This window comes from Rhodoferax sp. U2-2l (assembly GCF_020594515.1).
Classification (GTDB): domain Bacteria; phylum Pseudomonadota; class Gammaproteobacteria; order Burkholderiales; family Burkholderiaceae_C; genus Rhodoferax.
Genome location: NZ_JAJCTH010000009.1, coordinates 1 through 26,198, shown reverse-complemented (window position 1 = coordinate 26,198; position 26,198 = coordinate 1). Strand labels below are relative to the sequence as shown.

Genomic DNA, 26,198 nt, shown 5'->3' with positions numbered 1-26,198 from the left:
ACTATCTACTTGGCCAATACGGTTCGAATTAAATTGAAGATATCTGCAAAGTAAGGCCGTGGGTCTTGGCTGTCCCACACATAGTATCTGACGTTTGGCCTGAAAAAGTCAGCTATAAATCGTTTGACTTCAAACCATTTATTGATTTTGAAGGACCGGTCAACAATAAGATACGGCTTCAAAACAATGCGTACCAGTCGCTTTATTTCGGTACTCATCATTCGGCAGCGTATACCAGGTTTTATATCTGGCAAGCTTGGTAAATCAATTCCGTTTTCAATATAGTACGAAATAACCGCAAAGTTCGCCAGACTATGTACTGCAAGTGGGTAACTTCCCCAGTAGCGGCCATTGATTTCCATCAAAACGGCTTTACCTGTGGCCGGGTCCCACCGGTATTCAACCATGGCCACGCCTTCCCAGCCAATATGCTGCAGTAGCGCGATCGACTTTTCCTGCAAGGCCTGATGTTGGTCAAGCGGCACTGAATCACAAACGCTTGAAAACCCGCCTTCTGGGGGCCATTCAGCCACGCGCAGATGCTGAAACCGCCGTATAGCTTGCCCTTGGTGCATGTAAAAAAATTGGCCCACACCCTGACCGAGACAGTACGTCTGCACAATGGGCCACTCACCCACGGACGCGTAACGCATCGCAATGCTCAAAAACTGTTCTCTGGTATAGGCGTACTCTGCTTTCAACAGCGGCAGTGATTTGGCAGCCAGTTTCTTTTCAGCCGCGTTGGGGTCTTTCCACTTAAATACCACGGGAAATTCAATTCTCTTGACCAGATCTTGGGCCTGTTCCAGAGACGTGATTTCATGCGTTACCGGCACATCCATCCCAACGACCTGCGCAGCTTGCAGCGTGCTGTGTTTGTCCAGTACCAGCGCCAATTTTTCAGCGCTAGGCACCACCGGGCGCACCAGACCAAAATCATGGTTTTGCGAGGTCAACCAAAGCAGGTTCGCCTCAGAAATGGTGATAAGACAGCAGGGGCCTAATTCATCACCCAGCGCCTTGATAACCTTGACAAGTTCTGCACTGCGCGGCTTGTCAACAACTACTTTGCGAGCGATATAACGGGATGACAACCCGATGGCGTGTGGGTCGTGCGTAACGCCAATAACTGGCACACCTGCGCGACCTAACTCACGCACAATGCCTAAACCAATCTGTGTTTCAAGCCCCAACACAATGCAGGGTGGCATGGTTTTAATGGTGGTTTGCATATTGTTTGCGAACCCAGGTTTCAAAACGTTGCAAGGGCGCCTCCAGTGACCTCTTGAGTAGGTGGCGCCTGCTTTCAGTCATGTAGCCCACCGCCAATACTGACACCGCTACCATCGCCGTGGTTGAGGCCCAAAACAAATAGCCCGCAGGGTCGCCCCGAATGACAGAACCCCAGAACAAGAACAGAGGCTGGTGCAGCAAATACAGCGTCAAGGTGAATCCGGCCAAAAATCGAATAGGCCGCTCTATCGTTAACAATATGGGCGCTATTCTCCCACTGATGCCACGCATGCCAGCAAAGTTGATAAATACCAAGGCCCCGAGAATATAGTCAGTTGGAAAAAATTTGGAAAAAGTGAACTGTGCGTGCCATTCCTCACCAATGAGCTGCTTGAAGTAAGCTGTGCCCAACGATGTGACTCCTGTTTGACCAAACACCCACAAACCCGCAATTGAAAATACAACCAGCACCCAGGCCCATTTTTCAGGCAAGTGTTGAAGACGCTTCCAGCGGTATAGAACCACACCAAGAATCCATAAAGGTGCCAACAACACGATTTTTGGGCCAAGAATTAAAATCAAAGCAACCAACGCAACAGTGCTTATACGCTTTGGTAAAAACATGACAACCGCAAAGCCAATGTAGTACCAGGTTTCGTAGCAGATGGACCAATATGGCACATTTGAAAAGCTGGTGATAGATACAAACCAGATTTCATTTAACAAAAGCAAGCTACCAGCGGCCCTAAGAAAAAAATTGTCAAACGGATAAAAGTATGGCCCTGGGTTTAATTGTCTGCCGACAGCATCCAAAACAATAGTCAGAAATACAGCTGGCAGGGCCACCGAATAAATTCGCGATAGCCGACTTGCAGCGTAAACTGAAAATTTGTTTTCTTTTGTATCGGCAACATAAGCAATAACAAAACCGGATAGCACAAAGAAAACTATCACCGAACTGTGCCCATAATTACTTACCGGAAGGATATCAGTGACCAACCACCTCTGATTCGAATGGTACATATAAACAAGACAAGCCGCCACGAAACGGACCAAATCCAAATATATAGAAAATGATTTATTCATGCGCTATTTGCTTTTAGTCACGATTTACACAGCTGCTGTTAGCAGTCCGCATCTCAGTTACAAGCCCCAAAACTGCTGAATTGATTAATGAAAAGCAGGTTTTAAAATAAGCCTCTGAAAGAGTATGTGGGTCATGCAGATGGATGCGGATGGGTGTTGCCCAGTAGCCCAACAATGAAATGGATTCCTTAGGTATACCCAGTGCTATTAATTTGTTGACATGTCGGATTTCCATGGCAAGTAACAAATCACCCTCCTGGAATTGGTAATCTGTGATGTCGGTGGCCTGATGATGACTTAAATCAAAGCCATAGTAAGTTGCTGTTGCTACAGCCATGTGAAACGCTGGCAGGCCAGTTTGTGTTGACAAACCAATAGAGCACGTGTTAGCGCCCAGAGATTTGGCAACGTTTTCTGCGAAGGCGCTTCGGTTGATATTGCCAAGACACACGAACACAAGCCGATTAACCCGCGTGGCATCCGGTTGGATATAGTTGTCTAACCTACCTAATAAAAATTCAATTTGCGCCAATAGATTCCGAATGAACCCGCGATGGGTACCGTAATTGGTACTGATGAGACGAGTAATATTTTGGTACATTGAATTTAATCCAAAACATCCTGTTAAAAGTGTCAGCGTTTACTGGCTAGCCAACGTTCGTCGATGGCGACTTGCTGCTTGATTGGACATCGCCCTTATGCTTTCGCAATGTCGGCAGCAACATCATGCAAACCAGAGTCGCAAATAAACGACAGTTACCACGGCTTTCGGCGTCGCACTTTGACGTGCGGGATTGCCAAGATAGCTCGGACATTTTCTAGCATGTTGAGTGTCAAAACGCTGACACCAACCTGCCAAATGGTGTGTTTGCCGGGTCCGTGCCCCGCGCAACCAAAGGCTGTCACACTGAGAGGCACCGTTTCAAGGGAGAATGCGCGGAGTTAAAACACAAGATCGTGAAAGAAGTGGGTGTCATGCTTAAAGAAGACAAATTTCAACAACACATTCACGTGTTTCGTGGCGTTGCCATCATGCTGATTGTGGGGGCTCACACTATCTCTGCCTTGAATTGGTCTGACAACCAATTAACCATGCGCATCATCGATGCGCTTTGCAATGAGTCATCGATATTTTTCTTTTTTATCGCGGGTTACCTGTTTCAGCACCTCAGCGGACGTTTCCGCTACAAGACTTACCTGGAACAGAAGCTCAAGACAGTCATTACGCCCTATTTGCTGCTGTCCATACCGGCGCTGATCATCTTCACACAGTTCGTTGACCGTGTGGGTATGTGGCCTTGGTTTTACGACCAACCGCTTTGGAAGCAGGTGGTGCTTTTCTTGTTGACAGGCAAGCACTTGGCCCCTCTTTGGTTTGTGCCAACCATCACGCTGTTTTACCTGATAGCCCCCTTGCTTTTGGCTATTGACAGGAAAAGACCGCAGTTGTATTGGCTGATCATTCCCTGTTGGTTTCTGTCGATGTACCTTGGGCGCGGTGGCCCCTATGGACCGATCGAAAAAGCGATTTACCTGTTTCCGGTGTATTTGCTGGGCATGGCGTTTTCGCACTACAGGCAGCAAGCAGAGATGTGGGTCGCCAAGTTTTGGCTGCCTCTGCTGATAGTGACGTTGATGGGCATGGTGGGGCACGCGCTGGAGTGGCCAATGCCGCCGTCTTACCTGATGATCATGAAGGCGCCGATGGCCTTGCTTTTGACTGTTGCCTTGTTGCGCTGGCACGGCGTTTTTCGCCATCGGCTTGATTACATCGCCCATGTGAGTTTTGGTATCTTTTTTATCCATGCTTATTTCATCTCGGCAATCAAGGTGTTCACCGTTTATCTCATCACTGGGCATGTTTATGCCGGCAGGGATGGCGATGTGCTTCCTGGCAACTTACTATTTTTTATCGCCTACGCCGCAGCAGTCCTTGCGCTTTCTTTGCTGACAATTTGGGCTGCTCAAAAGTTGACTGGCAAAAATAGTAGGATGCTTGTTGGTGCTTGAATTAGTCTGGTTGATGGGCTGCACCGAATATCGGAGATGCAAACTTATTTGCATAAGATGGCATGGAAAAACTATCAATTACCAATCAAATTGTTCAGTACATTAATATTATTTGACGCCAGACAAACAGAAATAATAATCGCCTATATTTCAACAAGTATTTGATACAGAACATATTTTTTCCAATAAAGCCCTCGGGGTTTAATTTATAGATAATTACATGGAAATTAATTTAAAAGAATTTTTAGAACAATTCAAAGGTGTGAACATAAGTTATGTCCCCAACCCTGGCAACGGTGGTGATGCACTCATTGCCGCAGCCACTTTTCAGTTGTTTGATGATCTTGGCCTTCAGTACAACTGTGTCAACCGTAACTTGAGTTCTTACGATGGTCAGACCTTGGTCTACGGCGGCGGCGGCAACTTGGGTTTGATGAAAAACTTCTCGGCACGGTTGCTCACGCGTGTGCACCGAGGCGTTAAACGTCTTGTCATCCTTCCGCACACCATTAAAGAAGTGACGCCACTTCTAGCTGATTTTGGATCGAATGTTGACATTATCTGTAGAGAGAAAATCTCATACGAATATGTCAAAAATTCAACCGTTTCTGCCAACGTTTATTTGGCCAATGACGTGGCACTGAGTTTGAATGTCAAGCAATTGCTCGGCACCAGTCATAATTTTCTGGATAAAACAACCGTAGGTGTTGAGTATTTTTTCAACAAAGTGGGTTTAATGAAGGGGCAGGCTCCGTCTCTCTCAGCAGCTCGTCATCTATTCATGGCAGAGAAACTGCTTGAGAATATGCGAAAAACAGCCTCCGGCAACACACTCAACGCGTTTCGAACAGACTCCGAAAAGACGGGGGTTCTGCTGCCAGAAGATAATATAGATGTGTCAGAGGTATTAACGCTTGGCGTTGAAACACGCAAACTCGCATACTTGGCAGCTTATTATTTTTTAACGTTTTTAAATGATTATTCTGTCATCAATACAAACCGTCTGCATGTTTGTATCGGAGGCGCATTGCTTGGCAAAAAAATCAATTTTTACCCCAACAACTATTTTAAATGTAGGGCGGTCTACAATTATTCATTGGCAAATAATCCATTGGTAACGCTTCGCCAATGACTAGATTAACTTGAGGTTCAGTCTGCAGAGATCAACCAAAGCCAAAGTGGCCGATTCTATGCGGCGACATGACTGACGATGTATCTGTATTTACCCGATTTCTCCGGTGGTATGCAATCAACCTTGTCAACTACCACCGCAACCTCATTGCCCAACCGCCGTTTAAAGCCGGATTCAATCAACGGCAAAGATTCTTTCGTAAAGTGCTCATCCGTCACCAGTAACACCCGCGTGAGTGTGCGGGTTTCCTGGATCACCTTGAACGACTGCACGCCCGGCAGGTCACGCAAGATGTAAACCAGCGACAAGCCATGCAGCACGGTGCCATCCATGGCCACCACAAAGTCGGTGCTGCGCCCCTGAATATCTTGCAGCACGGGCAGACCGCGCCCGCAACTGCACGGGCTAGTGCCCAGCACGCCAATGTCGCCCGTGCGGTAACGAATGAACGGAAAGTCATTGGTAGACAAGTGCGTCACCACAATCTCACCCGCCACACCCGCAGGCTGCACCTGACCCGCGTCGTTGATGATCTCCACCACGATGTCATCCGCCGTCAGGTGCATGCTGCCCGCCGGGCATTCGTGGGCGATAAAACCCGCATCACGCCCGCCATAGCCATTGGCCACCTTGCAGCCAAACACCTCGCTGATGGTGCTGCGCTGGTCGTCGTAAAGGCGCTCAGACGTGACAAACGCCACCTTGATGCCCAGTTCTGTCATGGTGATGCCGCGCTTTTGCGCATGTTTGGCAATGTGCGTCAAGGCGGAGGGGTAGCCAAATAACATGCGGGGCCTGACCGAGCGGATGCTGGCAACAAACTGGTCCAGCTTGGCCTCAGACATTTCAAACGCGGGCAACAGCTGGGTGCGCAGCAGTTTGTCGCGCCAGGCCTTGACGTGGTCTTGTTTGCCCAGCTCGATGGGCGAGCCCCACACCACAATTTCGGGGTCACCAATGTCCACATCCCACCAGCGGGTGGCGCGCCATTTGGCCGCCACATCATGGCTGATGCGCTTTTTGCCAATGTAAAAAATGAGCGGCTCGCCCGATGAACCACCGGTATTGAAGCGGGCCAACCCTTGTGCCTTGGCGTGTTTCAGCGCCTCGGTGTTGGCGCGGATGATGGGTTTGGTTAAAAACGGCAAGCGCTGCAAATCGGCCGTGCTTTGCACACTGGCTGGGTCAAACCCGTGTTGTGCAAAGAGCGCGGTGTAGTAAGGCACATGGGTGCCCACATCTTGCAGCAACTCCCGCAGGCGCTGCAGCTGGAACGCTGCAATACGCTCGGCAGGCCACCATTGCACGTCTTCCATCTGCTGGCGTAACGCTACCGAGTCATGGTGTTTGAGGCGTTCATGCAGGGGGAATAAGACCGTTGAAACCAATGAAGTGTATAAACTCATATATCAGGCCGTCAATTTATTTTCAGACTGTAAAAACTTTTGAAGCATTCGCAAGTATTTTCCGCCGCTGTATCTCAGGGGGCCAATAAAATGAACAAAGACGGTGGTGTGGTTGATGCGGTCTGGTGTGGTGTACACCGGGTGTGGCAAGACAACAGATTTATCGACATTAGACACAATGTAATTGGACGCAAATTGCTCAGTACCCCATCTACTCCAGGTTTCTTTTAAAGCAGAATTCATCCGCGCCGACAGGGTTCTAACATCATCTTCTGAAAAAGAACCAACGCCAAACCCGGTAAATCCTGCACAACCCCGGATATATACCTTGGATTCATCACCATTGCTTGCTGTCATTATTTTGGATTCACAAATCAATTGAATGTGAGGGTTGGCATTGTTGGTGCAATGTGATTGCGCCCACCGGGCAACCTCAAGCACGTTGACCTTGGCTTGCAAATCATAGGTTCCCAAGGTGAAAGAAATATTATTCTTGATGGCCTGGATCACACTCGATGGCTCAGAAACAGTGAGCGTGTCGGCATCCAACTGAATAACGTAATGGGTTACCGCATAGTTGGAGATAGCAACCAACCTTTCCCAACAGCCACCACTGGGAATACCGTCCCTGACAAATTCAGATGCGTCCCGTATGATGACGCCAGGCATTTGGGTCCGAAAAGTTTCACGGTCTTGGTTATCAATGGACTTATCTGCAACCACAACAATACCTGAAACAGGTACATACCTGATAAATGACTTGACTGCTGCCAAATAAGGCAAAACATCCCTGTGGTGTACCATCGAAACAATCAATGGTGCATTGGGTTTGAAAACTACCGGGGCTGTTTGGAGAACTTTAATAACTTCTTGGTTAAAGAGCTTGATTCGGTATCTTCTGACCAGTTCAGAGACGTAATATTTAATCATGGTGAGCAATTTATAGTTACCAAAGCCTCATTATGGAGACTGTTCGATGCCGGAAATGTGTGCGCTCAAGAGCCTTTTTGTCAGCGGCAGACAGCTTAGACTAGAGGGCGCTTCATCCCAAATTCACACTTATTGTGGCCACCCCCCTCAAACTCATGCAAACAAATCAGCGCATTCGTGTGATTCATGTGGTTTACAGCTTTGGCGTGGGTGGCCTTGAAAACATCATAGTACAGCTGATTAACCAGCTGCCTGCCGATAAGTATGAACACGTGCTGTTGTCGCTCACCAACATGGGTGACTTTGCCCAACGCATCACCCAGCCTGGCGTGCAGCTGGTGGCCTTGCACAAAGGCCCGGGCCATGCGGTGCCCCTGTACCCCAAACTGTGGCGGCTGTTTCGCCAGCTCAAACCCCACGTGGTGCACACCTGCAACCTGGCTGCGCTGGAAGTGCTGCCGGTGGCCTGGGCGGCCGGTGTGCCCCGGCGCGTGCACGCCGAACACGGCTGGGACGCCCACGACCCCCAGGGCAAAAACCACAAATACCAGCGCCTGCGGCGGCTGTACCGGCCTTTTGTGAGCCACTATGTGACGGTCTCTCAAGATCTTGACGACTATCTGGCAGGTGCCGTGGGGGTGCCAGCGCAGCGGCGCAGCCTGGTTGCCAACGGGGTGGATACCGATGTGTTCAGCCCGGCGGTAGCTGCCAGCGCGCCACCCGGCTGCCCGTTTGACCCCGCGCAGCACTGGCTGCTGGGCACGGTGGGGCGGCTGCAAACCGTCAAAAATCAGCCCTTTCTGGCGCAGGCGTTTGTGCGCTTGCTGGCGCTGCATCCGCAGGCCGCCGCCCGCGCCCGCCTGGTGATGGTGGGTGAAGGCCCCCTGCGCCAAGAGGTTGAGCGCATCTTGACGGATGCAGGCGTACAACACCTGGCGTGGTTGCCGGGCGCGCGCCACGATGTAGCCGCCATTTTGCAAAGCCTGCGCTGTTTTGTGCTGCCGTCCCTCACCGAGGGCACCTCATGCACGCTGCAAGAAGCCATGGCCACCGGCTTGCCAACGGTGGCCACCGCGGTGGGCGGCACGCCAGACCTGGTGGATGCGGGCAGCACCGGCCAGTTGGTCAAGCCGGGCGATGTGGATGGCATGGCACAGGCACTGTGGGCCTACCAGGCAGACCCGGCGCTGGCGGCACGGCACGGCCACCAGGCGCGCCAAAAAGCACTGGCGCACTTTGCCTTGAAAGACATGATCAGCCGTTACGATGCACTCTTTGCCGCCAAGTCTTCATGACCCTCTTTTAACGTGACAAACAAGCGCCCCAGGATCCTGGTTTTTTCGAGTTTGTTCCCCAATGCGGCGCAGCCCACAGCGGGCGTTTTTGTGCGCGAGCGCATGTTCAACGTGGCCAAACACCTGGACCTGTGTGTGGTGTCGCCCAAGGCATGGTTTCCGCTGCAGGGGCTGCTGCGGCTGATCAAGCCCCATTTCAGGCCAGCCACCGCCAGGCAAGAGGTGCAGGCTGGCATCGACGTTTTTCAGCCCCTTTACTTGTCTTTCCCCGGCGTGTTGAAGCGCTTTGACGGCTTTTTGATGGCGGTGGGCGCCTGGCGCACCGTGCGCAAGCTAAAAAAACAGCAGCGGGTTGACCTGATCGACGCGCACTTTGCCTACCCGGACGGCTACGCGGCCACGCTGCTGGGCAAGTGGCTTGATTTGCCAGTCACCATCACGCTGCGGGGCACCGAGCACCGCCACGCCAAAGACGATGCCTTGCGCCAGCGGCTGCAGCTGGCGCTGCAGCGCGCGGTGCATGTGTTTGGCGTGTCTGACGACTTGTGCGGCGTGGCCCGCCAACTGGGCCTGCCCAGCGCCAAATTGCAGGTGGTGGGCAACGGGGTGGATTTGAGCAAGTTCAGCGCCCTAGACCGCACGCAGGCTAGGGTGGCGCTGGGGCTGGCCCCCACCGATGTGGTGCTGGTGTCGGTAGGCGGGCTGGTAGAGCGCAAAGGGTTTCACCGGGTGATTGAGGTGCTGCCCGACCTGGTGGCACGGTTTGCCAGCCTGAAACTTTTGATTGTGGGCGGCGCCACGGCCGAGGGCAACAACCGCGCGCAGCTGGAGCAACAGGTTAACAACCTGGGCCTGCAAGCCCATGTGCAGTTTTTGGGCCCCAAGCCGCACACCGAGCTGGCAGCCATTTTGAGCGCGGGCGATGTGTTTGTCTTGGCCACCGCCAACGAGGGCTGGGCCAATGTGTTTCTGGAAGCCATGGCCTGCGGGCTGCCGGTGGTGACCACCGAGGTGGGTGGCAACAAAGAGGTGGTGACCAGCGAAGACCATGGCCTGCTGGTGCCCTTTGGCAACAGGGAGGCATTACACACAGCCTTGTTGACCGCCATCCAAAAACCATGGGACAGACCCCAGATCATGGCCTATGCCAAAAATAATTCTTGGGACCAACGGGTCAACACCTTGGTACATCAATTCAAGGAGTTAACACATGATTGAAGGCCTGTTGTTTTGGTTGGATCTGTCCTTGATGATTTACCTGTGCTGGCGGCTCATCAAATATAGAAAAGGCGAATCGCCTGACCTGGGTTTGTTTTCATTCAAGGAAACGGACAAACCACAATGAGAGATATGGTCATGCTTGTGGCCATGCTGGGCATGGTGCCAATGGCATTTATGAATGGCTTTGTCGCTTTTTTGTTTTGGGGCTACACCACGGTATTGACACCCGTTCATTATTTATATGGCTTTATGGTGGGTGTCAGATTTAACTTTATATTTGCCGCCATCGGGCTTGGTTTGCTTTTTTTGGGAAAAACAGGCCAAAAAGAAGAAAAACCAAAATTAACATTCACCTACTGGTTAATCGTCGCCTTTTTCTTGCATGCCAGTTTAAGTACCGCTTTTGCGTTGCGACCCAACCCGATGTTGGCCATCCGATATGAAGATTTGGTAAAGGGGTTCGCTTTTATTCTGGCCATCCCGTTTTTTGTGAAAGACCGTGTTGGGATCCATGCACTTCTTGCCATGCTGGCGCTTGGTTTGGGGTTACATGGTGTGGTGGAAGGACTGAAATTTATTGTCTCAGGTGGTGCGCACAGGGTTAATGGCATCGGCCGCTCATCTCTGACAGATAACAATTTATTTGCGGTTGGCATGATCTTAGTCCTACCCATCATGCTTTATTTCTTCAATACATTAAGCAACCAAAAAGCCAAATTAGCGGCACTGATGGGGGCGTTTTTGACCATATTAACCATCATAGCCACCAACTCACGGGGTGGTTTTTTGGCGTTGGCGGTATTGGGGGGGTGGTACTTTATTGGTAGCCGCAGGAAAGGTGTTGCTTTGGTAGCGCTACTGGCGGCTGTGACCATGGTATTTATGCTGGCTCCAGACAGCTGGTTTACCCGTATATCTTCGATAGAAACAGCTACTGAAGATATGTCTTTTATGAACCGCGTGGCTGCCTGGAAGGTGAATGCCGCCTTGGGGTGGGCAAATCCTGTATTTGGTGGTGGATTCTCAGGAGCCCAGATAGGATGGATATGGGAAACTTATAAAAACATGCCCAGTTTTATCTCACTGGACATGACCCCATACAGTCGATTGGTAGCACACAGCATTTATTTTCAGGTTTTGGGCGACCTGGGTTTTGTGGGTTTATTCTTGTTTCTGGCCTTGCTGTCATCGGCCTACTTCAACAGAAAAGCCATTATTTACAAAATAAAGAAAAACAAACGGTCAGACCTGGTTTGGGCCCGGGATATGGCAGATGCCATGTTTTTGGCCCTGCTCGGCTACATGGTGGGCGGTGCCGGCGTTAGCCTCGCCTACTATGAAGTGGTCTACATTTTGATTTGCCTGATGGGCGTGTTAAACACCGTGGTGGATGCCCAGATTGCCAAGCCCCAGTCAGACAAACTGGCTTAGCGCGTGCTGGCGGTAGCTTGCGGCAGACAGGGTTTGCCCGCCAAATTCGTTCAAAAAGAAGGTGATGTAGTCGTCAAGCACTGACAAAAACTTGGTCAGATCCTCTTGCGACCGCACGTAAGGCGTGTTGCCCGGCACCAGCGATGGGCTGTGGTACGTGAGGCCAAAGAACCGGCAGCCCTGGTCATACAGGCACCGGGTGAGGTGAATGAGTTCTTGGGCGCTGTAACCTTCCGGGGTGAGTTTGACCCGCTCCAGCAGGCCCGCTCTGGAGGCCATGCCCGGCAAGCGCAGGCGTTTCGCCCAAGGGGTTTGCAAGGCCGGGTACAGCCAGCGCCCTTGCTGGTGCAGGCGGCCCGCGTAACCCGCCGTAGCGGGTAGCTCCAGCAGGGTTTGGCCATGGGCCGTGAACCAATAGGGCTGAACACCATGCCCAGAAAAATCGGGGCCGCCGTCACCCCGCATGTCGGTGTAGGGCACCACGCTGGCATCGATCAGATAGCCCAAGCGGGCGATGGTGTCCGCCGTGTGGGGGCCAACGCCATAACGTCCCGCTTTGAAAACGATGGGCCGCTTGCCGAAGCTGGTTGCAATGGCGGTGGTGAGTTGGTCCAGCTTTTGATACTCCAGCTCTGGCGGCAGGTTACCTGCATACGAGTTGAAGGTGTTGACCTCTTCGTCATGCGGGGGCGATACCCAGGGGTGCAGGTGGGTGCCAATGTCACACTGCCCGGCTTCCATTAGCGCTTTGAGCACCTGGACGGCTTGCGGGTGGGTGGCTACCGGCCAATCGATGACATAGGTGGGCACCACGCCATGCTTGTCAAACACCCGCTGGTGCGCCAGCGGCTGGGCGGCAATGGACTGGGTGCGGGTGTTGCCTCTGGAAAACGGCTGGCTCCAGTCGAATTCTTCTTCAGTGTCCACCACCACCGTCAGAACCGGCGGTGCAGCAACTGGCGTGGCCACCGGCGTGTGGCTCGGCAGGTTCAGCATGGTGCAAGCTGTTTGGCCAGATGGACAAGGCAGTCATCCACGCTGGCATACACCTTCTGAAAAACACCGAGGTTGTGGCCGTCAGGGTCTTCCAGGTAGGCAAGCCCTGCCGCTTGGCCGGTAAAAGACGACAGAAAAACAAGTTTGCCCAGCTGGTCTGGGTGGCGCTGCTTGAAGTGGGCGTAGTTGATGTCGTCAAAGATGACGACCAGGTCAGCGTTGGCCACCAGCTCGGCATCAACACACTTGGACAGGTGCGGGCGCAGGTCAACGCCTGCCAGGCGGGCGGCGTCCAGCGCAAGTGCTGGCGAGGGGCGGTGGTTTCTGGGGAGCATGCCCGCGGAGTCCACCTGAATGTTCAAACCAGCCTTGTCAAAGATTTGGCGCGCTTTGTTCTCGGCGTAGGGGCTGCGGCAGATGTTGCCTTGGCACACAAACAGGATGGTTTGGGGCCGCCGGGCGCACAGGCTTGTGGGTGTGGCCCTGTTGCGCAGGAGCGCCATGGCCTCGGCACCGGCTGAAAACCGTTGGCTGACAAACTGCTTGGCTTCGGCCCAAGCCGGGCGCGGGTCGTCGGCCACCAGCATGTCGTGCTTTTCACGCAACGTGAGCAGGCGTACAAAGCCTGCCAGCCAGCGCAGGGTGACTTTGGCCAGGGTGGCGGGCTGCTTTTTGAGCTGCGCCACCTGCACCCGCATCTGCCAGATGTCGCCAATCAGGTTGCGGTTGAACCGGCCCGGCGGATACGGCACGGGCGGGGTCGCCTGTTGCTGGCACAACAACTGGTACAGGCGATACGGAAAATCAACGCCCCAGGCCATGGGCAGCGGCAACGAGCCCCAGGGGCGGGCATTGACCTCCAGCAGCACCCACTGGCCTGTGTGGGTGTTGAGCTTGAACTCGAACATGGCCAAGCCGGTGTAGCCGATGGCAGCCACCATGCGGGTGACAGCGTCAACCCGCGCGGCGTCCAGCGGCATGCTTTTGCGGTAGTAGCTGCTGCCTGCCAGCTCGTTGGCGCGGTGGTGCTCAAACGCCTGCAACACCTGCCCCTGGTGGCACAACACAGACACGCCGATGCCAATGCCCTCCACCACTTTTTCAAAATAAACCGTGTCGGGCTCGGGCTGTTGCTGGCGCAGCCACTGGGCCAGCGCCTCAGGGGTGTCGAGGATGCGCACCTGGGTGCGCACATACAGCTGCGACAAGTTGTAAGACTGGCGATGTTTGGCCACCATGGGAAACCCGATGGCAGCCTGCAACTGCGCCACGCTGCTGCCCGCTTGCCAGAGCATGCCATCAGGAATGGCCACCTGGCAGCGTTGCGCCAGCTGCCGGGTGTTGACCTTGTCAAAAAAAACGTCCAGCGCCTGGGCGTCGGGTATGGCCAAAACTGTGCCCGCCGGCAGGTCGGCCTGGTGGGCAAACAGGGGCAACAGGCTGCGCTCTTCGCAAGGCAGCACCATGTCAAAGCGCTCGGTTGCCAGCAGGGTTTGCATGGCCTCCAGCCACTTGGCACCGCCGTCCAGGTAATACGGCAGCAGATGCACCTGGTGGATGTAGCGCGACTGCAAGGCCGGCGCGTCCAGCGAATAAGGTGCTGCGTGCACCTGTACCCCACGGCGGCCCAGTGAGCGCACACACGCCAAAAAACTGCGTGTGTCGTCACCCATGACAAGGACTTTGGGGGGGGGAGCCATTGTCTGAGTCTACCGGACAACTAAAACGGGTTAAGCGATTTGACCCAGGCCCAGGCGCAATAGGCCGCCCACTTCAGGGAGAACCGGGCGCCCAGCGCCTGACGCGCCAAGGCCAAGCTGGCACGGGGCTGGTGGTGTTCAGCACAATGCAGCGCCAGCCGCCGCAACAGGTCGCCCTCATGCTGCAAAAACAGGCCCGCAATGGCCTGCGACTTCACGGTGATGGCAATGTGCCGACTGACCATGGCCGCCACCAACCAACGCTCTTGTTGCTGGATGGCCGAGGACACGTTGACGCGCCGGGCAGGGTCGGGCACGTGGTGCTGCGCCACTGTGGTGGAGGTGAAGGCCAGGCCACGGCTGGCGTCGACACAGCGCCAGAAAAAATCGCGGTCTTCTTCGTAGTTGACCGCCTCCCAAAAACCGCCCACAGCCTCAACCACGGGGCGGCGCACACACAGCATGTTGAGGTGAGCAAAGCCGCCGCTGCGGCACAAGTCAGCCACCGTGACGGCGCTAAACCGGTCTTCCAGCAACGGCAAGGTATTAATGCGGTGATTCAGGCCGGGCAACCAATTCTCCTTAACGCTGCCGTCCACAAACACGGCGCGCTGGTTGCTGATGCACACGTCAACCCCGTGATGCTGCGCAAACAACTGCGCCACGGCGGCCAGGTTCGAGGCATCCACCCACAGGTCATCGTCATCACAAAAGGCCACGATGTCGCCCCGGGCCAGGCGGATGCCCAGGTTGCGGCTGGCCGACGGCCCCTGCCCGCGCTGGCCGTCTGTGCCCACCGTGACCAACCTGAAGCGACTGCCCAACTGGGCAAGCAGCGCGGGGTACAAGGCGCGGGTGGGTGCCTCAGAACCATCGTCCACGATCAACACCTCAAACTGTTGATGGGTTTGCGCCTGGATAGCCTGCAGCGCCTGCGTCAACAGCGCCACACGGTTGCGCGTTGGGACAATGATGGAGATCAGCATGGTGATTAGCGCCCGCGATTCCACCAACGGTCCAGCGGGCGCAGCAGTTGCAGCCAAAGCGGTGCGCGCCGGTTGAGGACCGGCGGGCCACCTTTGCCAGCCCAGCCATCGGCAATGCCCAGCAAACAGGCGTTGGCTTTGTCTGCATACCCAAGGCGGTAGAGTTTTTCAGCCATCACCAACGAATGGTCGGTGAGGCGCGCGCGCAACAACTTTCGATAGGGTTGGGGGGTGTGGGCCTGAAAAAACAAAAATGAATTGCGCGCCATCAGGTAGAAGTAATAGGGCTTGCGGTCAGTGATGACGCCATCAAAACAGGCGTGCTCGACACCACTGCTGAAACACATCTTGCTGACCCAACCGCCCTGGTTCAGGCGGGCGCCGATATCGTCGTCTTCGTAATAGGCAAAGAGCTTTTCGTTTAACAGCCCCACCTGGCGCAGCGCCTCCACCCGAAGCATCAGCGCCGTGCCGACCAGCCACACACTGTCGGCATGTTTGTCACAAAAAGACGGCGCGGCGGCGATGTTGGTTGGGTTGCGCATGCCCAGGCTTTGCCAGTTGTGGATGGCGCCGCAAAAGTCGACAACCTCAGGGTGGCCCAGCCGCTTGATGACCGGGGAGCAGGCGCCACAACGGGGCTCTTGCGCCATCAGGCCAATGAGTTCAGCCAGGGTGTTGGATTCAGTGATGGCGTCGTTGTTGAGCAGCCAGACGTAATCGAAATTTTCATCCAGGCAACGCCGCAGAGACACATTGTGCCCGCCAGCAAACCCCAGGTTTTGACTGTTTCTGTCAATCTGAAGGCCGAGTTTGTCTAGACCATTTTTCAGATACTGATAGTCATCCGGTGCCGACGCATTGTCAATCACCGAAATTTCAACCTGATAGTTATCGACCGGTGCCAACTGCAAGACAGATTCAACGCAACGAACGGTATCTGCGGCTGAGTTCCAATTGAGAATGCTGACGAGGATTTTGTGGCTCATGGGACTCTTTGAAAACGCCCGGGTGTCAGGCTTGACCACGCTTGAGTTTGGCTTGAACGAATTCGATGAGCGTTGACTCCAGCCCGTCCGGGCATTTTGCAAGGCGCCACGTCAACAACAGCCAGGTCGTGTAAAAAATTGCGCCCATCAACACGTTGAACATCAGATTGACCATGGGGTGTGCAAACCAGTCGCCCAAGGTCACCAGCAGTCCATACATCAGCAGTGAGCCACCAAGTGGCCGCACAAAGGCGCTCAAGCTTTTGCGCAGCGAGAGTTGCATATGCTGGCGTGCGGCAAACAGCATCAACGCCGCATGGAAAAGGCCGCTGCCTATGCGCGCCAACATCAGCCCATTTAGATGGTAGAGGGGCGTTAAGAGAAACGCCAAGGCCACAAAGGCCGCAAATTCCATCCAGACGATACGGCTTTGGACACGCACATGGCCAGCGACATTAAGGAGAGTACTGATCGGACTCGTCAGATACTTCACCGTGCCAATGATGGCAAAACCGGCGACAAAAGGTGTCGCATCAGTCCATTGGCTACCCAACAGCAGCAACGTGGCCTGCTCACTGACAGCAGCCAAACCAAAACCCATCGGGATGGTGATGGTATTGGCGCTGGCCAATGTTTTGAGCGCGGCTGCCTTGGCGCGTTCCCAGTCATGCTTCATAGCAGACAGGATGGGAAACAGTGGGCGGGTAAGTGTGGGGCCAAGTTCACCCGTCGGCAATTGCCCAATATCTGCACCAACAGTGTACAGACCATATTCTTGTGTAGTACCCACACGACCGGCTACGAGCTGATCCGTTTTATACAGAAAAAATCTGCCAATACCTGCCACCAGCAGCCATTTTGAAATGGCCCAAATTTCTTTGATATTTTTGGTGCACCAATGGGGGCGGTAAGAATGCAGACGGTAGGACAGCAGCCACTCAGTCACAAAACCGGCCAAGATACCACTGACCAGCGCCCGGTAATCTGCAAAATACAAAGCAGCCAGCAGGGTGACGGTGACAGCGACAAGCTTGGTGTAGAGCGCCAGTTTGAATTCCACTGCAAATTTCAGGTCACGGTAGGCCAGCGTCATGCCAATATTGGAAAACCCCATGAAAGCCAGGCCAACACTCACCACCCAAATGATGGGTGCCACACGCGGCTCTTTGAAGTAAATGGCGGCCAAGGGCGCCACTGCGGCCAAAACCAGGGCCAACACGCAACCTTGCAGGCCGCGCAAGGTCCAGGCGGAGTTGATTTGATTTACCGTGGGGTTGGGACCCAGCCTGACCAGGGCATGCGCCGCCCCGGTATTCAAAAACGCTTCAACCAGTGCCACCACCAGAAAGGCCATGGATACCACGCCATAGTCTTGCGGTGTCAAGAACCGCGCAAGGATCACCGTGCTGATCAACCCGATGGACTTGACAGCCCAGCGGCTGGCAACTGCCCAAATCGCGCCAATGATCAAATCAGCCTTTTTGCTTCGGTCACCACCTTTACTTGAAGTCATCTCAATACAATCAAAGGACAATAAAAATAATATTCCTGAGAATAATTGATGATTTCATTTTCCGGAGCAACAGGATCTAATGGATTCATACGCTGACAAATAAGATTTAACCAAGAACTCGCCAGAAAGCTCGCCGGATTTCAATCTATTTGACGCCTTAGTTGAGTAATCCCTATAAAGCTCTTGATCACTCCAAAATGAATTAAGAGCTTCACTCCAAATTTCGACTGGTGCATCATATTCAATAACCAATCCACCATCACCCACAGCCTCAGGCAAGCCGCCTCTATTGCTGGCAATAACCGGAATTCCACTTATCTGAGCCTCATTCACAACACGCCCCCAGGCCTCTTCGTATTGACTGGGAACCAATAATATTTTGGTGACTGCGTACAGAGATTTCATATCAACAACTGGCTCACGATACTGAATATTCGGAATACCAGAAATTACACTCATCAAGCGATTTTTATAATCAGCAGTTAATGGCCAAGCTTCCTGAATAATGAATGGAATATGAGCATTTCGCCTTGCCAAATCCAACACCAAATCACAGCCTTTGTATGGATGAGGATTGACGAAGGTGACGTATTTCTCGACTGTTTTGGTTAAATATTTGTTTAATCTTATTAATGGCGGAATAACCTTACAAGTTATTCCATATTTTTTAAAGACTCTGCCTGCTGTAAAACTGGAATTGGCTCGGTAAACTATATTGTCCGCTACCGGCGCATCACCATTTATATTTGGATCTTCAACATCAACAATACTAACAATGATTGGCACATTAAAAACAACCAACTCCCTAGCTAACTTGATCACTCCAGCCCCTTGAACAATGATTAAATCAGCTTTGTATTTTTTGATCAAGTTAGCAACACCCTTCGAAATAGCACCAGCAGCACTCCAGCCGCGATAAGAAATATAACCTAGTCTTGAATCAGCAGGGAATGCGTTGCCCGTAATTCGCGCTAGAAATCTGTTTCGATAGTAAACCAATCCCTTATTATTTAGGCCACATAAAACCCGAACATCAACCCCAAAATCCTTGAATTCAAGCGCAAGATCATTAATGGAAACTTCTGAACCACCATATTGCTGAGGTAAATGAGGATTGTTAGTTACGATTAAAACGTTCATACACAATTCAGCAGGAATGAAAAGAAAATATTCAAAACTCAGCAGCCATAAACCGAAATGGAGCTTGGAATGATCAGACTGAACATGTGTGCAAAGCGCCGTTAGCGTCGAAAAGGTAGGCCGGTTGGCTGATTTAGCGTTTGATGGCCGGGGCGTCTGGCGGAAAAGCCAAGGTGTCAAACAGGGTCACAAACGATGTTGCGCGCTGCATGTTGATCACCAGGACAGACGCTGCCAAGGCCAGCAGCATAACCGCATAGACCCCACCGACTGAGCGCCGTTGGCCCGCCACCCAAGGGGCGGCACCCATGGCCAGGGCAAAGATGGGAAAGTGAAGGTGCGCGGCGTACAAATACAAGCTGCCCCGGAACTGGTAGTCCAGGTGAAACAGCAGGTTCAACACCACCACCAGCAGCAGCGGTGCAGCCACGTAGCGAAACTGGCGGTGTTTGAACCCCATCACGCAGCCAAATACGGCAAAGACCCACCAGCCAAACACCACAGCTTGCTCGGCCCGGGTGTAGGCAAAGGTTCTGAAGTCGAGCATGGTGACGTCTGGCGACAAGGCCACCTGGGCAAACGCTGGCGAAACAAATGAATAGCCAAAGTAGGTGAGCAAGAGTTCGATGACGCCGGTGGCCGTGCCTTTGGTCCGGAGCCAATAGACTTCTTTGGCGGTTTGCACGGGGCGGCTGAACACGCTCCACAGCTCTTGCGGCTGCAAAATGGCCAGCACCAGCACCAAAGCCAGCCCGGCATAAAGACCAAACTTGATGGTCTGCAAAACAGCTTTTTGAAGCCCCTGCTCTTTGAGCTTGGCAAAGAAATAGGCCACCACAGCTTGCATGACGTTGGTGATGGTGACGCCAGCCGCCAGCACCGCGGCGAACAGCGCGGCTTGGGTTGGCACCACTTTGGCGCGCTCACCCACCAGGTACACACACCAGACCAGCACAATCGAGAAGCTGGCCCAGCCATAAGACTCCACAACGATGGCGGTGAACAGTGGTGTGGAGCTGGCGCCAAAAAACAGGGTGGCGGCCACCGCCAGCAGCCGACCAAATTGGGCCAGGCAGGCAAAGGCGTAGACCAGCGCAACGGTCAGGCCACCAAACAGCGCCATCACCAGCGCGGCAGCGGCTTTGGGCTCAAACCCGAGCAGCAAAAACAGGCTGGCAAATGGCCGAAAGAGCATGGACAAGGGGTGCTTGTAATTGACACCGGACGGCAAGGTGCCCACCAGAAAGTCGATGAAATACGGTGGGTCAAAGTCAAACGCCAGGTTCAGGTAGTCAAAGTAAATGCCTTGCGCCAGCCTGAGGCCGAAATGGGCGTACAACAAAAAGAACCCGCTGGCCAGCACCAGGGCCACGGCCAGGTCTGGCAGGTGTTTGCGTTGCAGCATGCTAGGTGCGGCCCATGACAAAAACGCCGGTGCAGATCAGCGCCACACCCACAACACGGGCGGGGGTGACCTGCTCGCCCAGCAGGTAGCCCACCACCACCGTGAGCGCAAAGCCCAGGCCGACCAGGGGGTAGGCTTTGCTGACGTCCCACTTGGACAGCACGGCCAGCCAGACCACGGCACCCACGCCATAGAGCACAAAGCCGCCCAAAACAAATTTGTCAAAGAAAACCGTCAGCACCGTTTGAAGGCCAAAGGGCTGCGCCAGCACGGCCTTGACGCCCGCCCCCGACATGCCCGCCTTGAGCGAGAACTGCGCTGCCACTGAAATGGCGATACTGAGGATGGCGATCAAAAGGGTGTTCATCAGGTGGTGCTTAGTTTGAAAAAGTGCGCCGCAAGCATGATGCCAACCATGGCCAGGACCGTGAGGCGGCTGCCACGGTCTTTGATGGCGTAGATGACGGGGTCGTCATGCATTTCACCACGGGAAGTTTTCACCCACAGCCGCGCCAACCAATAGATCAGGCCCACGGCCACCAGCCACAGCAGCTGGGGTGTGGCGTAGCGCAACTGGGTTTCGGGGGCACTGATGAACAGGCCAAACACCACCACGGCCGATAACGCGGCCCCCACGCCCAGCGGCCAGAGCACCACCAGGTCACTCACACGGTAGTCCCGCCCCCGGGTGGCCGTGGCACCGGTTTGCTGCAGGGAGACGAGTTCAGAGCAGCGTTTGACCAGCGCCAGGCTGAAGAACACGAACACCGAGAAAGCCAATAGCCAGGAACTGGCGGCAATGCCCACCGCCACCGACCCGGCCAGAATGCGCAAGGTGTACAGCAAGGCGAGCATGAGCACATCCATCAACACATAGGTTTTGAGCACCCAGCTGTAAGCGCTGGTCAGCACCACATACGCCGCCAGCATCAGGACAAACCCCGGATTCACCGCCCAGGCCAGCGCAAATGCCAGCGCCATGGCCACGCCAGCAACCAACAAACCGTGACCAATGGCAATCTGGCAGCTGGCAAACGGACGCTGGCGCTTGCGCGGGTGGGCCCGGTCGTTGTCCAGATCCCACAGATCGTTGACGATGTAGGTGGCGGAAGCTGCCAGCGAAAAGGCCAGAAAAGCCACCGTCATGGTGGCCAGGCGCCCGATGTCGGCAAACGAAAACGCGGTGAGAAGCGGCACAAACAGCAACAGGTTTTTGAGCCACTGATGCACCCGCAGCGCTTTGAGCCAGATGGCCAGGCTGACCCGCGGCGCCGCAAACACTTGTTCGACGGGGACCGACTCTCTGACCCATTGGTCCAGACCGGGCGACACGCCAACCAGCACCGCTGCCCGCGCCGCCTGCCAGATGGGCACATCGGCCTGGCAGTCGCCCGCATAAACAAAATGGTCACCGAACCTGGCCTGGATAGCGGCCAACTTGTGGCGGCCTTTGAGGTTGTGGTTGGCATCCGTGGCCAGCACGCTGTCGAAAATGCCCAGATGGGCGGCCACCTTGTCGGCAATGGTGCGGTGGGCCGCCGTGGCCAGGACGATGGTGCGGCCTCTGCGCTTTTCGCTGTGCAGGTAGTCAAGCAGGGGCTGGCGGTACGGCAACACATCCGCCGCGATGCTGACGCGCGACGCAATTTGCCCCTTGAACCCCGCGCGCCCCAGCACCAGCCAGAAAAAGACCCTGAAAATGTTGAAGGGGGATTGCTTGATGAACTGGATGACCGACTCCACCAGCGTGTCGGTGGGTGTCAGGGTGCCGTCCAAGTCAACCACGAGCGGCGGCAGCGCTGTTGGCTCAGATGCGATGTCAGAGGACGGCGTGTTAGGGCATACCATAAGATGACTTTATGTTTAGCATTCCGACCCGCCCTCAGGACGGTCTCGTACAGCAAAGATCGGTCAACAAGGACAGCTTGCGAATGCCAAACTGGTGAAGACTAGTTTACGTTAGCCGCCTTTATCGAGTAGCCATATCAGGGCACTGCGCTGCGTATTGCGCACAAACCCTTCAAATAGGACACACCATGAGTCGCTTGCTGCCACTGATGATGATCGGTTTTCTTGTTTTATACGGCTCGCTCTACCCTTTTGCATTTTCACCAGCCCAACCCGATGCCTTTGTTCGCTTGTTTTCAGACACCAAGCTCTTGACATCGGTCGGCGATGTTCTCGGCAATGTGGCGCTCTTTATCCCCTGGGGTCTGGTTGGGCTGTTTACCCTCAAACCGACATTAGGTCTTTGGCGGAGCGTCGCGGTCGTTGTCGTGTCAGGCGTTTGTCTGGCACTTGGCGCGCAGGTGCTGCAAATTTGGGAGCCGACGCGCGACCCGTCGATGGCCGACGTGATTTGGAACACCGTCGGCATTTTTGGCGGTGCAGCGGTTGGGTATGTCATCGCGCCACGCCTCAGCGCCAGAACGCCCCGGCTTCAACAACGTATTGCGCCAGCCATGATGTTGGCTGTGTTCGTTCTGGCAACTTGCCTGCCGCTCGTCCCTAGCTTTGATTTGCAACTGGTTAAAAACCATCTGAAGCTGATATTTGAAAATCGCCAATTTTTGATGGGCGTTTTTTCCACAAATCTTGCACTGGGTCTGTTATGCGGGTATTTATTAGAGGATATTTATGGTCGCACCCTATCAAAATTCACCCACCCACTGTTATTGTCAATTATTGTTGTCGCCAACCTGTTTGTAGTTAACGGGGCCCTGGATTTTTCGCAGGTCATTGGTTTCATTTTCGCGATGCCACTGTGGTGGTTTTTAGCCAACAAAGACAACCCAGTCAAACGCACTGCTGTCTGGGTCACACTTTTCATCGCCTATACCATCAGCTCTTTGTCACCTTTTATATTTCGCAATGAACCGTTGGCCATGTCATGGGTGCCTTTTGCGGCCTTATTGGATGGCAATATGCTGAGCAATGCCCGCGCTGCCAGTCTTGAACTACTGATTTATGCCGGAATACTTTTCACAGCAGTCAGCAGACCCCGGTACTATCTCGTTGCCAGCCTGGGATTGGCCATCTGGGTCATGTTATTGGAATTAGCTCAAATATTTATTGACGGCAGAACGCCTGACATCACACAACCCTTGCTCGTTGTCATTGCCGGTCAAATATTGAAGTATTTATATGCCAAGCCTGTCAACGCAACACAAAATACGGCTCAAGCCCAACCGTCACCAGTGATAAGAACTATTGGCTTGAAGGTTGCCGTAGCGTTGTTTGGATTGACATCCGTGTTGATGATCATCCTGAATTTGCCAAATATTCCCTATAACATCAAGGAACTATTCAGGGCAGAAACTGGCATTTTCTCCATCTTCTTTTTTTCTCTTGCCTTACTATGGATTGGCGTCGGTTCCGTTTGGCTGAGCAGACAAATTAACACATCACGTTGGCCTGAACTTCAATTGCCCCTGCTGACATTGCTGGTGAGCTTAATCAGCTTGACTTTTCTTTGGTTGGGCGTAACCACCGAGAGTATTGAGGATATTTCAGGATCCGCAAATGTTTATTGGTGGGTAACTCAAAGAGACAACTGGGGTATCTTTTGGCGAAAAGTATTCCTATTTTTAAATACACCTGAATTGATTGGTTTTGTGGAACATGGCGTTCGTTATAGCGCCCTGTATGGACCTGTGCCGATTTTTTTAAGCCTGCTGATGTTGGTCCGGAATAGAATTTCCATGAGCGGAACCAATATCCATATCTTCAAACTCATCAGAATATTCATCACCGCCTGCATGCTGTTATGGTTTTTCAAAGCGATCGCTTTTGACTGGAGCAGCACAGACAACCTGAACGAGTTGATTGCCAAGGACGGCGACTGGGGTTGGGGAGGTGGTGGGTTTTTGTACCTCCTCTTGCTGTTGGTCTGTGTATGCAGCCTGTCTTTCATCCAACCCGGCAACCGAGGACAGATTTCTTTGGGAACAGGCATCTTGGTCAGCTTGCTCAGCCTGCCGCTGGGTTGGTGGCTTTTGAACCTAGGCCTTGACCCAGAGGTTCAAAAATACGGGGTATCTTTTTCGGGTGTGCAGTTTTTGTTGGGGCCTGACAGATCCCATTTAATGAGCACGGAGATTCTTTTCCTGAGATGGTGCGCGGTTCAATTGGGCATCACCTTGGTGCTGGCCCTTGGCGTCAAATTTGGAACAGATGCCTCTCAATTTTTCAATATCGCCAAAAAATCATCCGGGCACACCCCATGAAGCTGGTGTCAATCCTTGGTTGTGCTGTGTTCTTGTCCATGGGCGCGACGGTGTCGCTGGCGCAAGAACTCACGGGTATCCCACAACGCATTCAGGTAGGCCCGAGTCACAACATCAAAACCATCGCCGAAGCCTCAAAACTGGCCACAGCTGGCGCGTTGATTGAGGTGGACGCTGGCACCTACACCGCCGACGTGGCGCTGTGGCAGCATGACAACGTGACCGTGCGCGCCGTGGGTGGCCGGGTGCGCTTGCTGGCCCATGGCGCCGCGATGGAAGGCAAGGGCATCTGGGTGGTGCGCGCCAAAGGCATGCGGGTGGAGGGCTTTGACTTTGAAGGCGCGGCCGTGCCCAGCCGCAATGGCGCAGGCATCCGGCTCGATACCGGCACGCTGCATGTAAAAAACTGCGGCTTTTTCCGAAACGAAATGGGCCTGCTGACCAACAACGAGCCCGACACGGTGCTGGAGGTGGAAGGCAGCGAGTTTGCCCACAACATGCGCCCGGACGGTCACAACCACAACCTGTATGCGGGGCGCATCGCACGGCTGACGGTCACCGGCAGCTATTTTCACCATGCGCACATCGGCCATTTGCTGAAAAGCCGGGCGGCAGTGAACCACATTTTTTATAACCGCCTGACGGATGAGGCGGGCGGGCGCGCCAGTTACGAGCTCGAGTTCCCCAACGGCGGGCTGGCGTATGTGGTGGGCAACCAGATTCAACAGGGCCCGCAAACCGAAAACCGGGCGCTGGTCTCGTTTGGCGCCGAGGGTTACACCCTGCCCGACAACGCGCTGTATCTGGTGGGCAACACGCTGGTGGATGACTGGGTGGGCTGGGGCCAATGGCTGGCCGTGAAGCCTGCAGGCCAGGGCGCCAAGGATACGGTGCCAGCCGCCGTGTCGGTGATGGCGGTGAACAATCTGCTGGCCGGAGGGGGCCGCCTGCAGGTGGATGTGCCGGCGGACATCCGCAACAACGTGACGGTGGCGCAGGATGTGTTTGTGCAGCCCTCGCGCCACGACTACCGCCTGCGTGACCCGGCCCACCCTCCCCTGCAACCCGTGGACCCCGGCACGGTCAACGGCGTGGACCTGCGGCCCACCCGGATCTATGTGCACCCACGGCAAACGCGGGGGTTATGACACTGCTCAGCCAGTCCGCTTGAGAATGATTTTTGTGAATGCCAAAAACTCGTCAAGGTGCTGGGTAATGACGTTCTCCAGTATGGGTACCAGCAAGCTTTGGTAGTCGTGCACCGCAATATTCCTGAAAGCCACCATACGTTTGAGCGCTGCGGCCAATTCGGCATCAATCCATTGACCTTGCGCCAAGAGTTCAAAAACGTCGCGGGCGCTCTGAGGGATGCCTCTCAAGAAACACCACACAACTGATTGATTTGCATGGTGTTTTCAAACGGGATTTTCAGTAGCCACGAGTTGCATCCCCATGGTCTTGGCACGCTGGGCGAGGTTGTGCAAGACCCGCTGGCGGTA

The 26,198-nt window shown here is 54.0% G+C and carries 23 protein-coding genes; 8 read left to right on the top strand and 15 right to left on the bottom strand.

What is annotated here, in order from left to right; genetic code table 11:
* Positions 1 to 5: 5 nt before the first annotated feature.
* From LHU53_RS09695 to LHU53_RS09685, 3 genes are read right to left on the bottom strand one after another with little or no spacing between them, the layout of a single operon-like run.
* Positions 6 to 1,232, bottom strand: coding sequence for a hypothetical protein (locus tag LHU53_RS09695; protein ID WP_227332448.1), 1,227 nt, complete (start codon positions 1,230 to 1,232; stop codon positions 6 to 8).
* Positions 1,216 to 2,319 carry an acyltransferase gene (locus LHU53_RS09690; RefSeq protein ID WP_227332447.1) on the bottom strand — a complete coding sequence of 368 codons (1,104 nt, stop codon included), beginning with the start codon at positions 2,317 to 2,319 and terminating at the stop codon, positions 1,216 to 1,218. Before LHU53_RS09690 ends, LHU53_RS09695 begins: the two co-directional genes overlap by 17 nt.
* 13 nt (positions 2,320 to 2,332) lie before the next feature.
* Positions 2,333 to 2,920 (bottom strand): hypothetical protein, encoded by a 588-nt coding sequence (locus LHU53_RS09685; RefSeq protein ID WP_227332446.1) that lies wholly within the window; start codon positions 2,918 to 2,920, stop codon positions 2,333 to 2,335.
* Positions 2,921 to 3,294: 374 nt separating this feature from the next.
* Between LHU53_RS09685 and LHU53_RS09680 the strand changes: the two genes are divergently transcribed.
* Both LHU53_RS09680 and LHU53_RS09675 read left to right on the top strand, forming a co-directional pair.
* Positions 3,295 to 4,329: an acyltransferase gene (locus tag LHU53_RS09680; protein WP_227332445.1), complete on the top strand. Its 1,035-nt coding sequence runs from the start codon at positions 3,295 to 3,297 to the stop codon at positions 4,327 to 4,329.
* Between the two features lie 220 nt (positions 4,330 to 4,549).
* On the top strand, positions 4,550 to 5,461 hold the full coding sequence (locus LHU53_RS09675; RefSeq protein WP_227332444.1) for a polysaccharide pyruvyl transferase family protein: 912 nt from the start codon (positions 4,550 to 4,552) through the stop codon (positions 5,459 to 5,461).
* A 56-nt stretch (positions 5,462 to 5,517) separates the two neighbouring features.
* Here the strand turns inward: LHU53_RS09675 and LHU53_RS09670 are convergent, their stop codons facing one another.
* Together LHU53_RS09670 and LHU53_RS09665 are read right to left on the bottom strand one after the other, a co-directional pair.
* Positions 5,518 to 6,867: a phenylacetate--CoA ligase family protein gene (locus LHU53_RS09670; RefSeq protein ID WP_227332443.1), complete on the bottom strand. Its 1,350-nt coding sequence runs from the start codon at positions 6,865 to 6,867 to the stop codon at positions 5,518 to 5,520.
* A 3-nt stretch (positions 6,868 to 6,870) separates the two neighbouring features.
* Complete coding sequence (locus LHU53_RS09665; RefSeq protein WP_227332442.1) at positions 6,871 to 7,797, bottom strand: hypothetical protein; 927 nt, start codon at positions 7,795 to 7,797, stop codon at positions 6,871 to 6,873.
* A gap of 155 nt (positions 7,798 to 7,952) precedes the next feature.
* Here LHU53_RS09665 and LHU53_RS09660 point away from each other — a divergent pair, with 155 nt between their 5' ends.
* From LHU53_RS09660 to LHU53_RS09650, 4 genes are read left to right on the top strand one after another with little or no spacing between them, the layout of a single operon-like run.
* Positions 7,953 to 9,092 (top strand): TIGR03088 family PEP-CTERM/XrtA system glycosyltransferase, encoded by a 1,140-nt coding sequence (locus tag LHU53_RS09660; RefSeq protein ID WP_227332441.1) that lies wholly within the window; start codon positions 7,953 to 7,955, stop codon positions 9,090 to 9,092.
* Between the two features lie 12 nt (positions 9,093 to 9,104).
* Complete coding sequence (locus LHU53_RS09655; RefSeq protein ID WP_227332440.1) at positions 9,105 to 10,310, top strand: glycosyltransferase; 1,206 nt, start codon at positions 9,105 to 9,107, stop codon at positions 10,308 to 10,310.
* Positions 10,303 to 10,437, top strand: coding sequence for a hypothetical protein (locus LHU53_RS19700; protein ID WP_255631984.1), 135 nt, complete (start codon positions 10,303 to 10,305; stop codon positions 10,435 to 10,437). Before LHU53_RS09655 ends, LHU53_RS19700 begins: the two co-directional genes overlap by 8 nt.
* A gap of 5 nt (positions 10,438 to 10,442) precedes the next feature.
* Positions 10,443 to 11,744, top strand: a complete 1,302-nt coding sequence (locus tag LHU53_RS09650; RefSeq protein WP_255631983.1) for a putative O-glycosylation ligase, exosortase A system-associated — start codon at positions 10,443 to 10,445, stop codon at positions 11,742 to 11,744.
* Here the strand turns inward: LHU53_RS09650 and LHU53_RS09645 are convergent.
* The 9 genes from LHU53_RS09645 to LHU53_RS09605 form a co-directional block, all read right to left on the bottom strand.
* Positions 11,727 to 12,740, bottom strand: coding sequence for a polysaccharide deacetylase family protein (locus LHU53_RS09645; protein WP_227332438.1), 1,014 nt, complete (start codon positions 12,738 to 12,740; stop codon positions 11,727 to 11,729). The two genes, LHU53_RS09650 and LHU53_RS09645, sit on opposite strands and share 18 nt — an antisense overlap.
* Positions 12,734 to 14,413: an ATP-grasp domain-containing protein gene (locus tag LHU53_RS09640; protein WP_227332437.1), complete on the bottom strand. Its 1,680-nt coding sequence runs from the start codon at positions 14,411 to 14,413 to the stop codon at positions 12,734 to 12,736. Before LHU53_RS09640 ends, LHU53_RS09645 begins: the two co-directional genes overlap by 7 nt.
* 47 nt (positions 14,414 to 14,460) lie before the next feature.
* Positions 14,461 to 15,426 (bottom strand): glycosyltransferase family A protein, encoded by a 966-nt coding sequence (locus LHU53_RS09635; protein WP_227332436.1) that lies wholly within the window; start codon positions 15,424 to 15,426, stop codon positions 14,461 to 14,463.
* A gap of 5 nt (positions 15,427 to 15,431) precedes the next feature.
* Positions 15,432 to 16,415 (bottom strand): glycosyltransferase, encoded by a 984-nt coding sequence (locus LHU53_RS09630; protein ID WP_227332435.1) that lies wholly within the window; start codon positions 16,413 to 16,415, stop codon positions 15,432 to 15,434.
* A gap of 25 nt (positions 16,416 to 16,440) precedes the next feature.
* Positions 16,441 to 17,928, bottom strand: coding sequence for an oligosaccharide flippase family protein (locus LHU53_RS09625; RefSeq protein ID WP_227332434.1), 1,488 nt, complete (start codon positions 17,926 to 17,928; stop codon positions 16,441 to 16,443).
* 54 nt (positions 17,929 to 17,982) lie between these two features.
* A complete protein-coding gene (locus LHU53_RS09620) occupies positions 17,983 to 19,068 on the bottom strand; it encodes a glycosyltransferase (RefSeq protein WP_227332433.1) in 1,086 nt (361 codons plus the stop codon).
* A gap of 133 nt (positions 19,069 to 19,201) precedes the next feature.
* Entirely contained in the window at positions 19,202 to 20,473 is a 1,272-nt protein-coding gene (locus LHU53_RS09615) for a hypothetical protein (protein WP_227332432.1), read from the bottom strand.
* 1 nt (position 20,474) lies between these two features.
* The gene (locus LHU53_RS09610) at positions 20,475 to 20,840 is read right to left on the bottom strand and encodes an EamA family transporter (RefSeq protein WP_227332431.1); all 366 of its coding nucleotides are present in this window, start codon (positions 20,838 to 20,840) and stop codon (positions 20,475 to 20,477) included.
* Positions 20,840 to 22,321: a UbiA family prenyltransferase gene (locus LHU53_RS09605; protein ID WP_227332430.1), complete on the bottom strand. Its 1,482-nt coding sequence runs from the start codon at positions 22,319 to 22,321 to the stop codon at positions 20,840 to 20,842. The genes LHU53_RS09610 and LHU53_RS09605 overlap by 1 nt, the downstream gene beginning before the upstream one ends.
* A 188-nt stretch (positions 22,322 to 22,509) precedes the next feature.
* On the opposite strand from LHU53_RS09605, the gene LHU53_RS09600 reads away from it, so the two are divergent.
* Together LHU53_RS09600 and LHU53_RS09595 are read left to right on the top strand one after the other, a co-directional pair.
* On the top strand, positions 22,510 to 24,699 hold the full coding sequence (locus tag LHU53_RS09600) for a VanZ family protein (protein ID WP_227332429.1): 2,190 nt from the start codon (positions 22,510 to 22,512) through the stop codon (positions 24,697 to 24,699).
* Positions 24,696 to 25,847, top strand: a complete 1,152-nt coding sequence (locus LHU53_RS09595) for a hypothetical protein (RefSeq protein ID WP_227332428.1) — start codon at positions 24,696 to 24,698, stop codon at positions 25,845 to 25,847. The genes LHU53_RS09600 and LHU53_RS09595 overlap by 4 nt, the downstream gene beginning before the upstream one ends.
* 6 nt (positions 25,848 to 25,853) lie before the next feature.
* On the opposite strand, the gene LHU53_RS09590 is transcribed toward LHU53_RS09595, so the two are convergent.
* Positions 25,854 to 26,090 (bottom strand): DUF86 domain-containing protein, encoded by a 237-nt coding sequence (locus LHU53_RS09590; protein ID WP_227332427.1) that lies wholly within the window; start codon positions 26,088 to 26,090, stop codon positions 25,854 to 25,856.
* Positions 26,091 to 26,198 lie beyond the last annotated feature (108 nt).

Excerpts from the sequence above, each read along its gene's own strand:
- LHU53_RS09695 (WP_227332448.1), bottom strand. The coding sequence starts at position 1,232 with ATGCAAACCACCATTAAAACCATGCCACCCTGCATTGTGTTGGGGCTT.
- LHU53_RS09690 (WP_227332447.1), bottom strand. The coding sequence starts at position 2,319 with ATGAATAAATCATTTTCTATATATTTGGATTTGGTCCGTTTCGTGGCG.
- LHU53_RS09685 (WP_227332446.1), bottom strand. The coding sequence starts at position 2,920 with ATGTACCAAAATATTACTCGTCTCATCAGTACCAATTACGGTACCCAT.
- LHU53_RS09680 (WP_227332445.1), top strand. The coding sequence starts at position 3,295 with ATGCTTAAAGAAGACAAATTTCAACAACACATTCACGTGTTTCGTGGC.
- LHU53_RS09675 (WP_227332444.1), top strand. The coding sequence starts at position 4,550 with ATGGAAATTAATTTAAAAGAATTTTTAGAACAATTCAAAGGTGTGAAC.
- LHU53_RS09670 (WP_227332443.1), bottom strand. The coding sequence starts at position 6,867 with ATGAGTTTATACACTTCATTGGTTTCAACGGTCTTATTCCCCCTGCAT.
- LHU53_RS09665 (WP_227332442.1), bottom strand. The coding sequence starts at position 7,797 with ATGATTAAATATTACGTCTCTGAACTGGTCAGAAGATACCGAATCAAG.
- LHU53_RS09660 (WP_227332441.1), top strand. The coding sequence starts at position 7,953 with ATGCAAACAAATCAGCGCATTCGTGTGATTCATGTGGTTTACAGCTTT.
- LHU53_RS19700 (WP_255631984.1), top strand. The coding sequence starts at position 10,303 with ATGATTGAAGGCCTGTTGTTTTGGTTGGATCTGTCCTTGATGATTTAC.
- LHU53_RS09650 (WP_255631983.1), top strand. The coding sequence starts at position 10,443 with ATGGTCATGCTTGTGGCCATGCTGGGCATGGTGCCAATGGCATTTATG.
- LHU53_RS09645 (WP_227332438.1), bottom strand. The coding sequence starts at position 12,740 with ATGCTGAACCTGCCGAGCCACACGCCGGTGGCCACGCCAGTTGCTGCA.
- LHU53_RS09640 (WP_227332437.1), bottom strand. The coding sequence starts at position 14,413 with ATGGGTGACGACACACGCAGTTTTTTGGCGTGTGTGCGCTCACTGGGC.
- LHU53_RS09635 (WP_227332436.1), bottom strand. The coding sequence starts at position 15,426 with ATGCTGATCTCCATCATTGTCCCAACGCGCAACCGTGTGGCGCTGTTG.
- LHU53_RS09630 (WP_227332435.1), bottom strand. The coding sequence starts at position 16,415 with ATGAGCCACAAAATCCTCGTCAGCATTCTCAATTGGAACTCAGCCGCA.
- LHU53_RS09625 (WP_227332434.1), bottom strand. The coding sequence starts at position 17,928 with ATGACTTCAAGTAAAGGTGGTGACCGAAGCAAAAAGGCTGATTTGATC.
- LHU53_RS09620 (WP_227332433.1), bottom strand. The coding sequence starts at position 19,068 with ATGAACGTTTTAATCGTAACTAACAATCCTCATTTACCTCAGCAATAT.
- LHU53_RS09615 (WP_227332432.1), bottom strand. The coding sequence starts at position 20,473 with ATGCTGCAACGCAAACACCTGCCAGACCTGGCCGTGGCCCTGGTGCTG.
- LHU53_RS09610 (WP_227332431.1), bottom strand. The coding sequence starts at position 20,840 with ATGAACACCCTTTTGATCGCCATCCTCAGTATCGCCATTTCAGTGGCA.
- LHU53_RS09605 (WP_227332430.1), bottom strand. The coding sequence starts at position 22,321 with ATGGTATGCCCTAACACGCCGTCCTCTGACATCGCATCTGAGCCAACA.
- LHU53_RS09600 (WP_227332429.1), top strand. The coding sequence starts at position 22,510 with ATGAGTCGCTTGCTGCCACTGATGATGATCGGTTTTCTTGTTTTATAC.
- LHU53_RS09595 (WP_227332428.1), top strand. The coding sequence starts at position 24,696 with ATGAAGCTGGTGTCAATCCTTGGTTGTGCTGTGTTCTTGTCCATGGGC.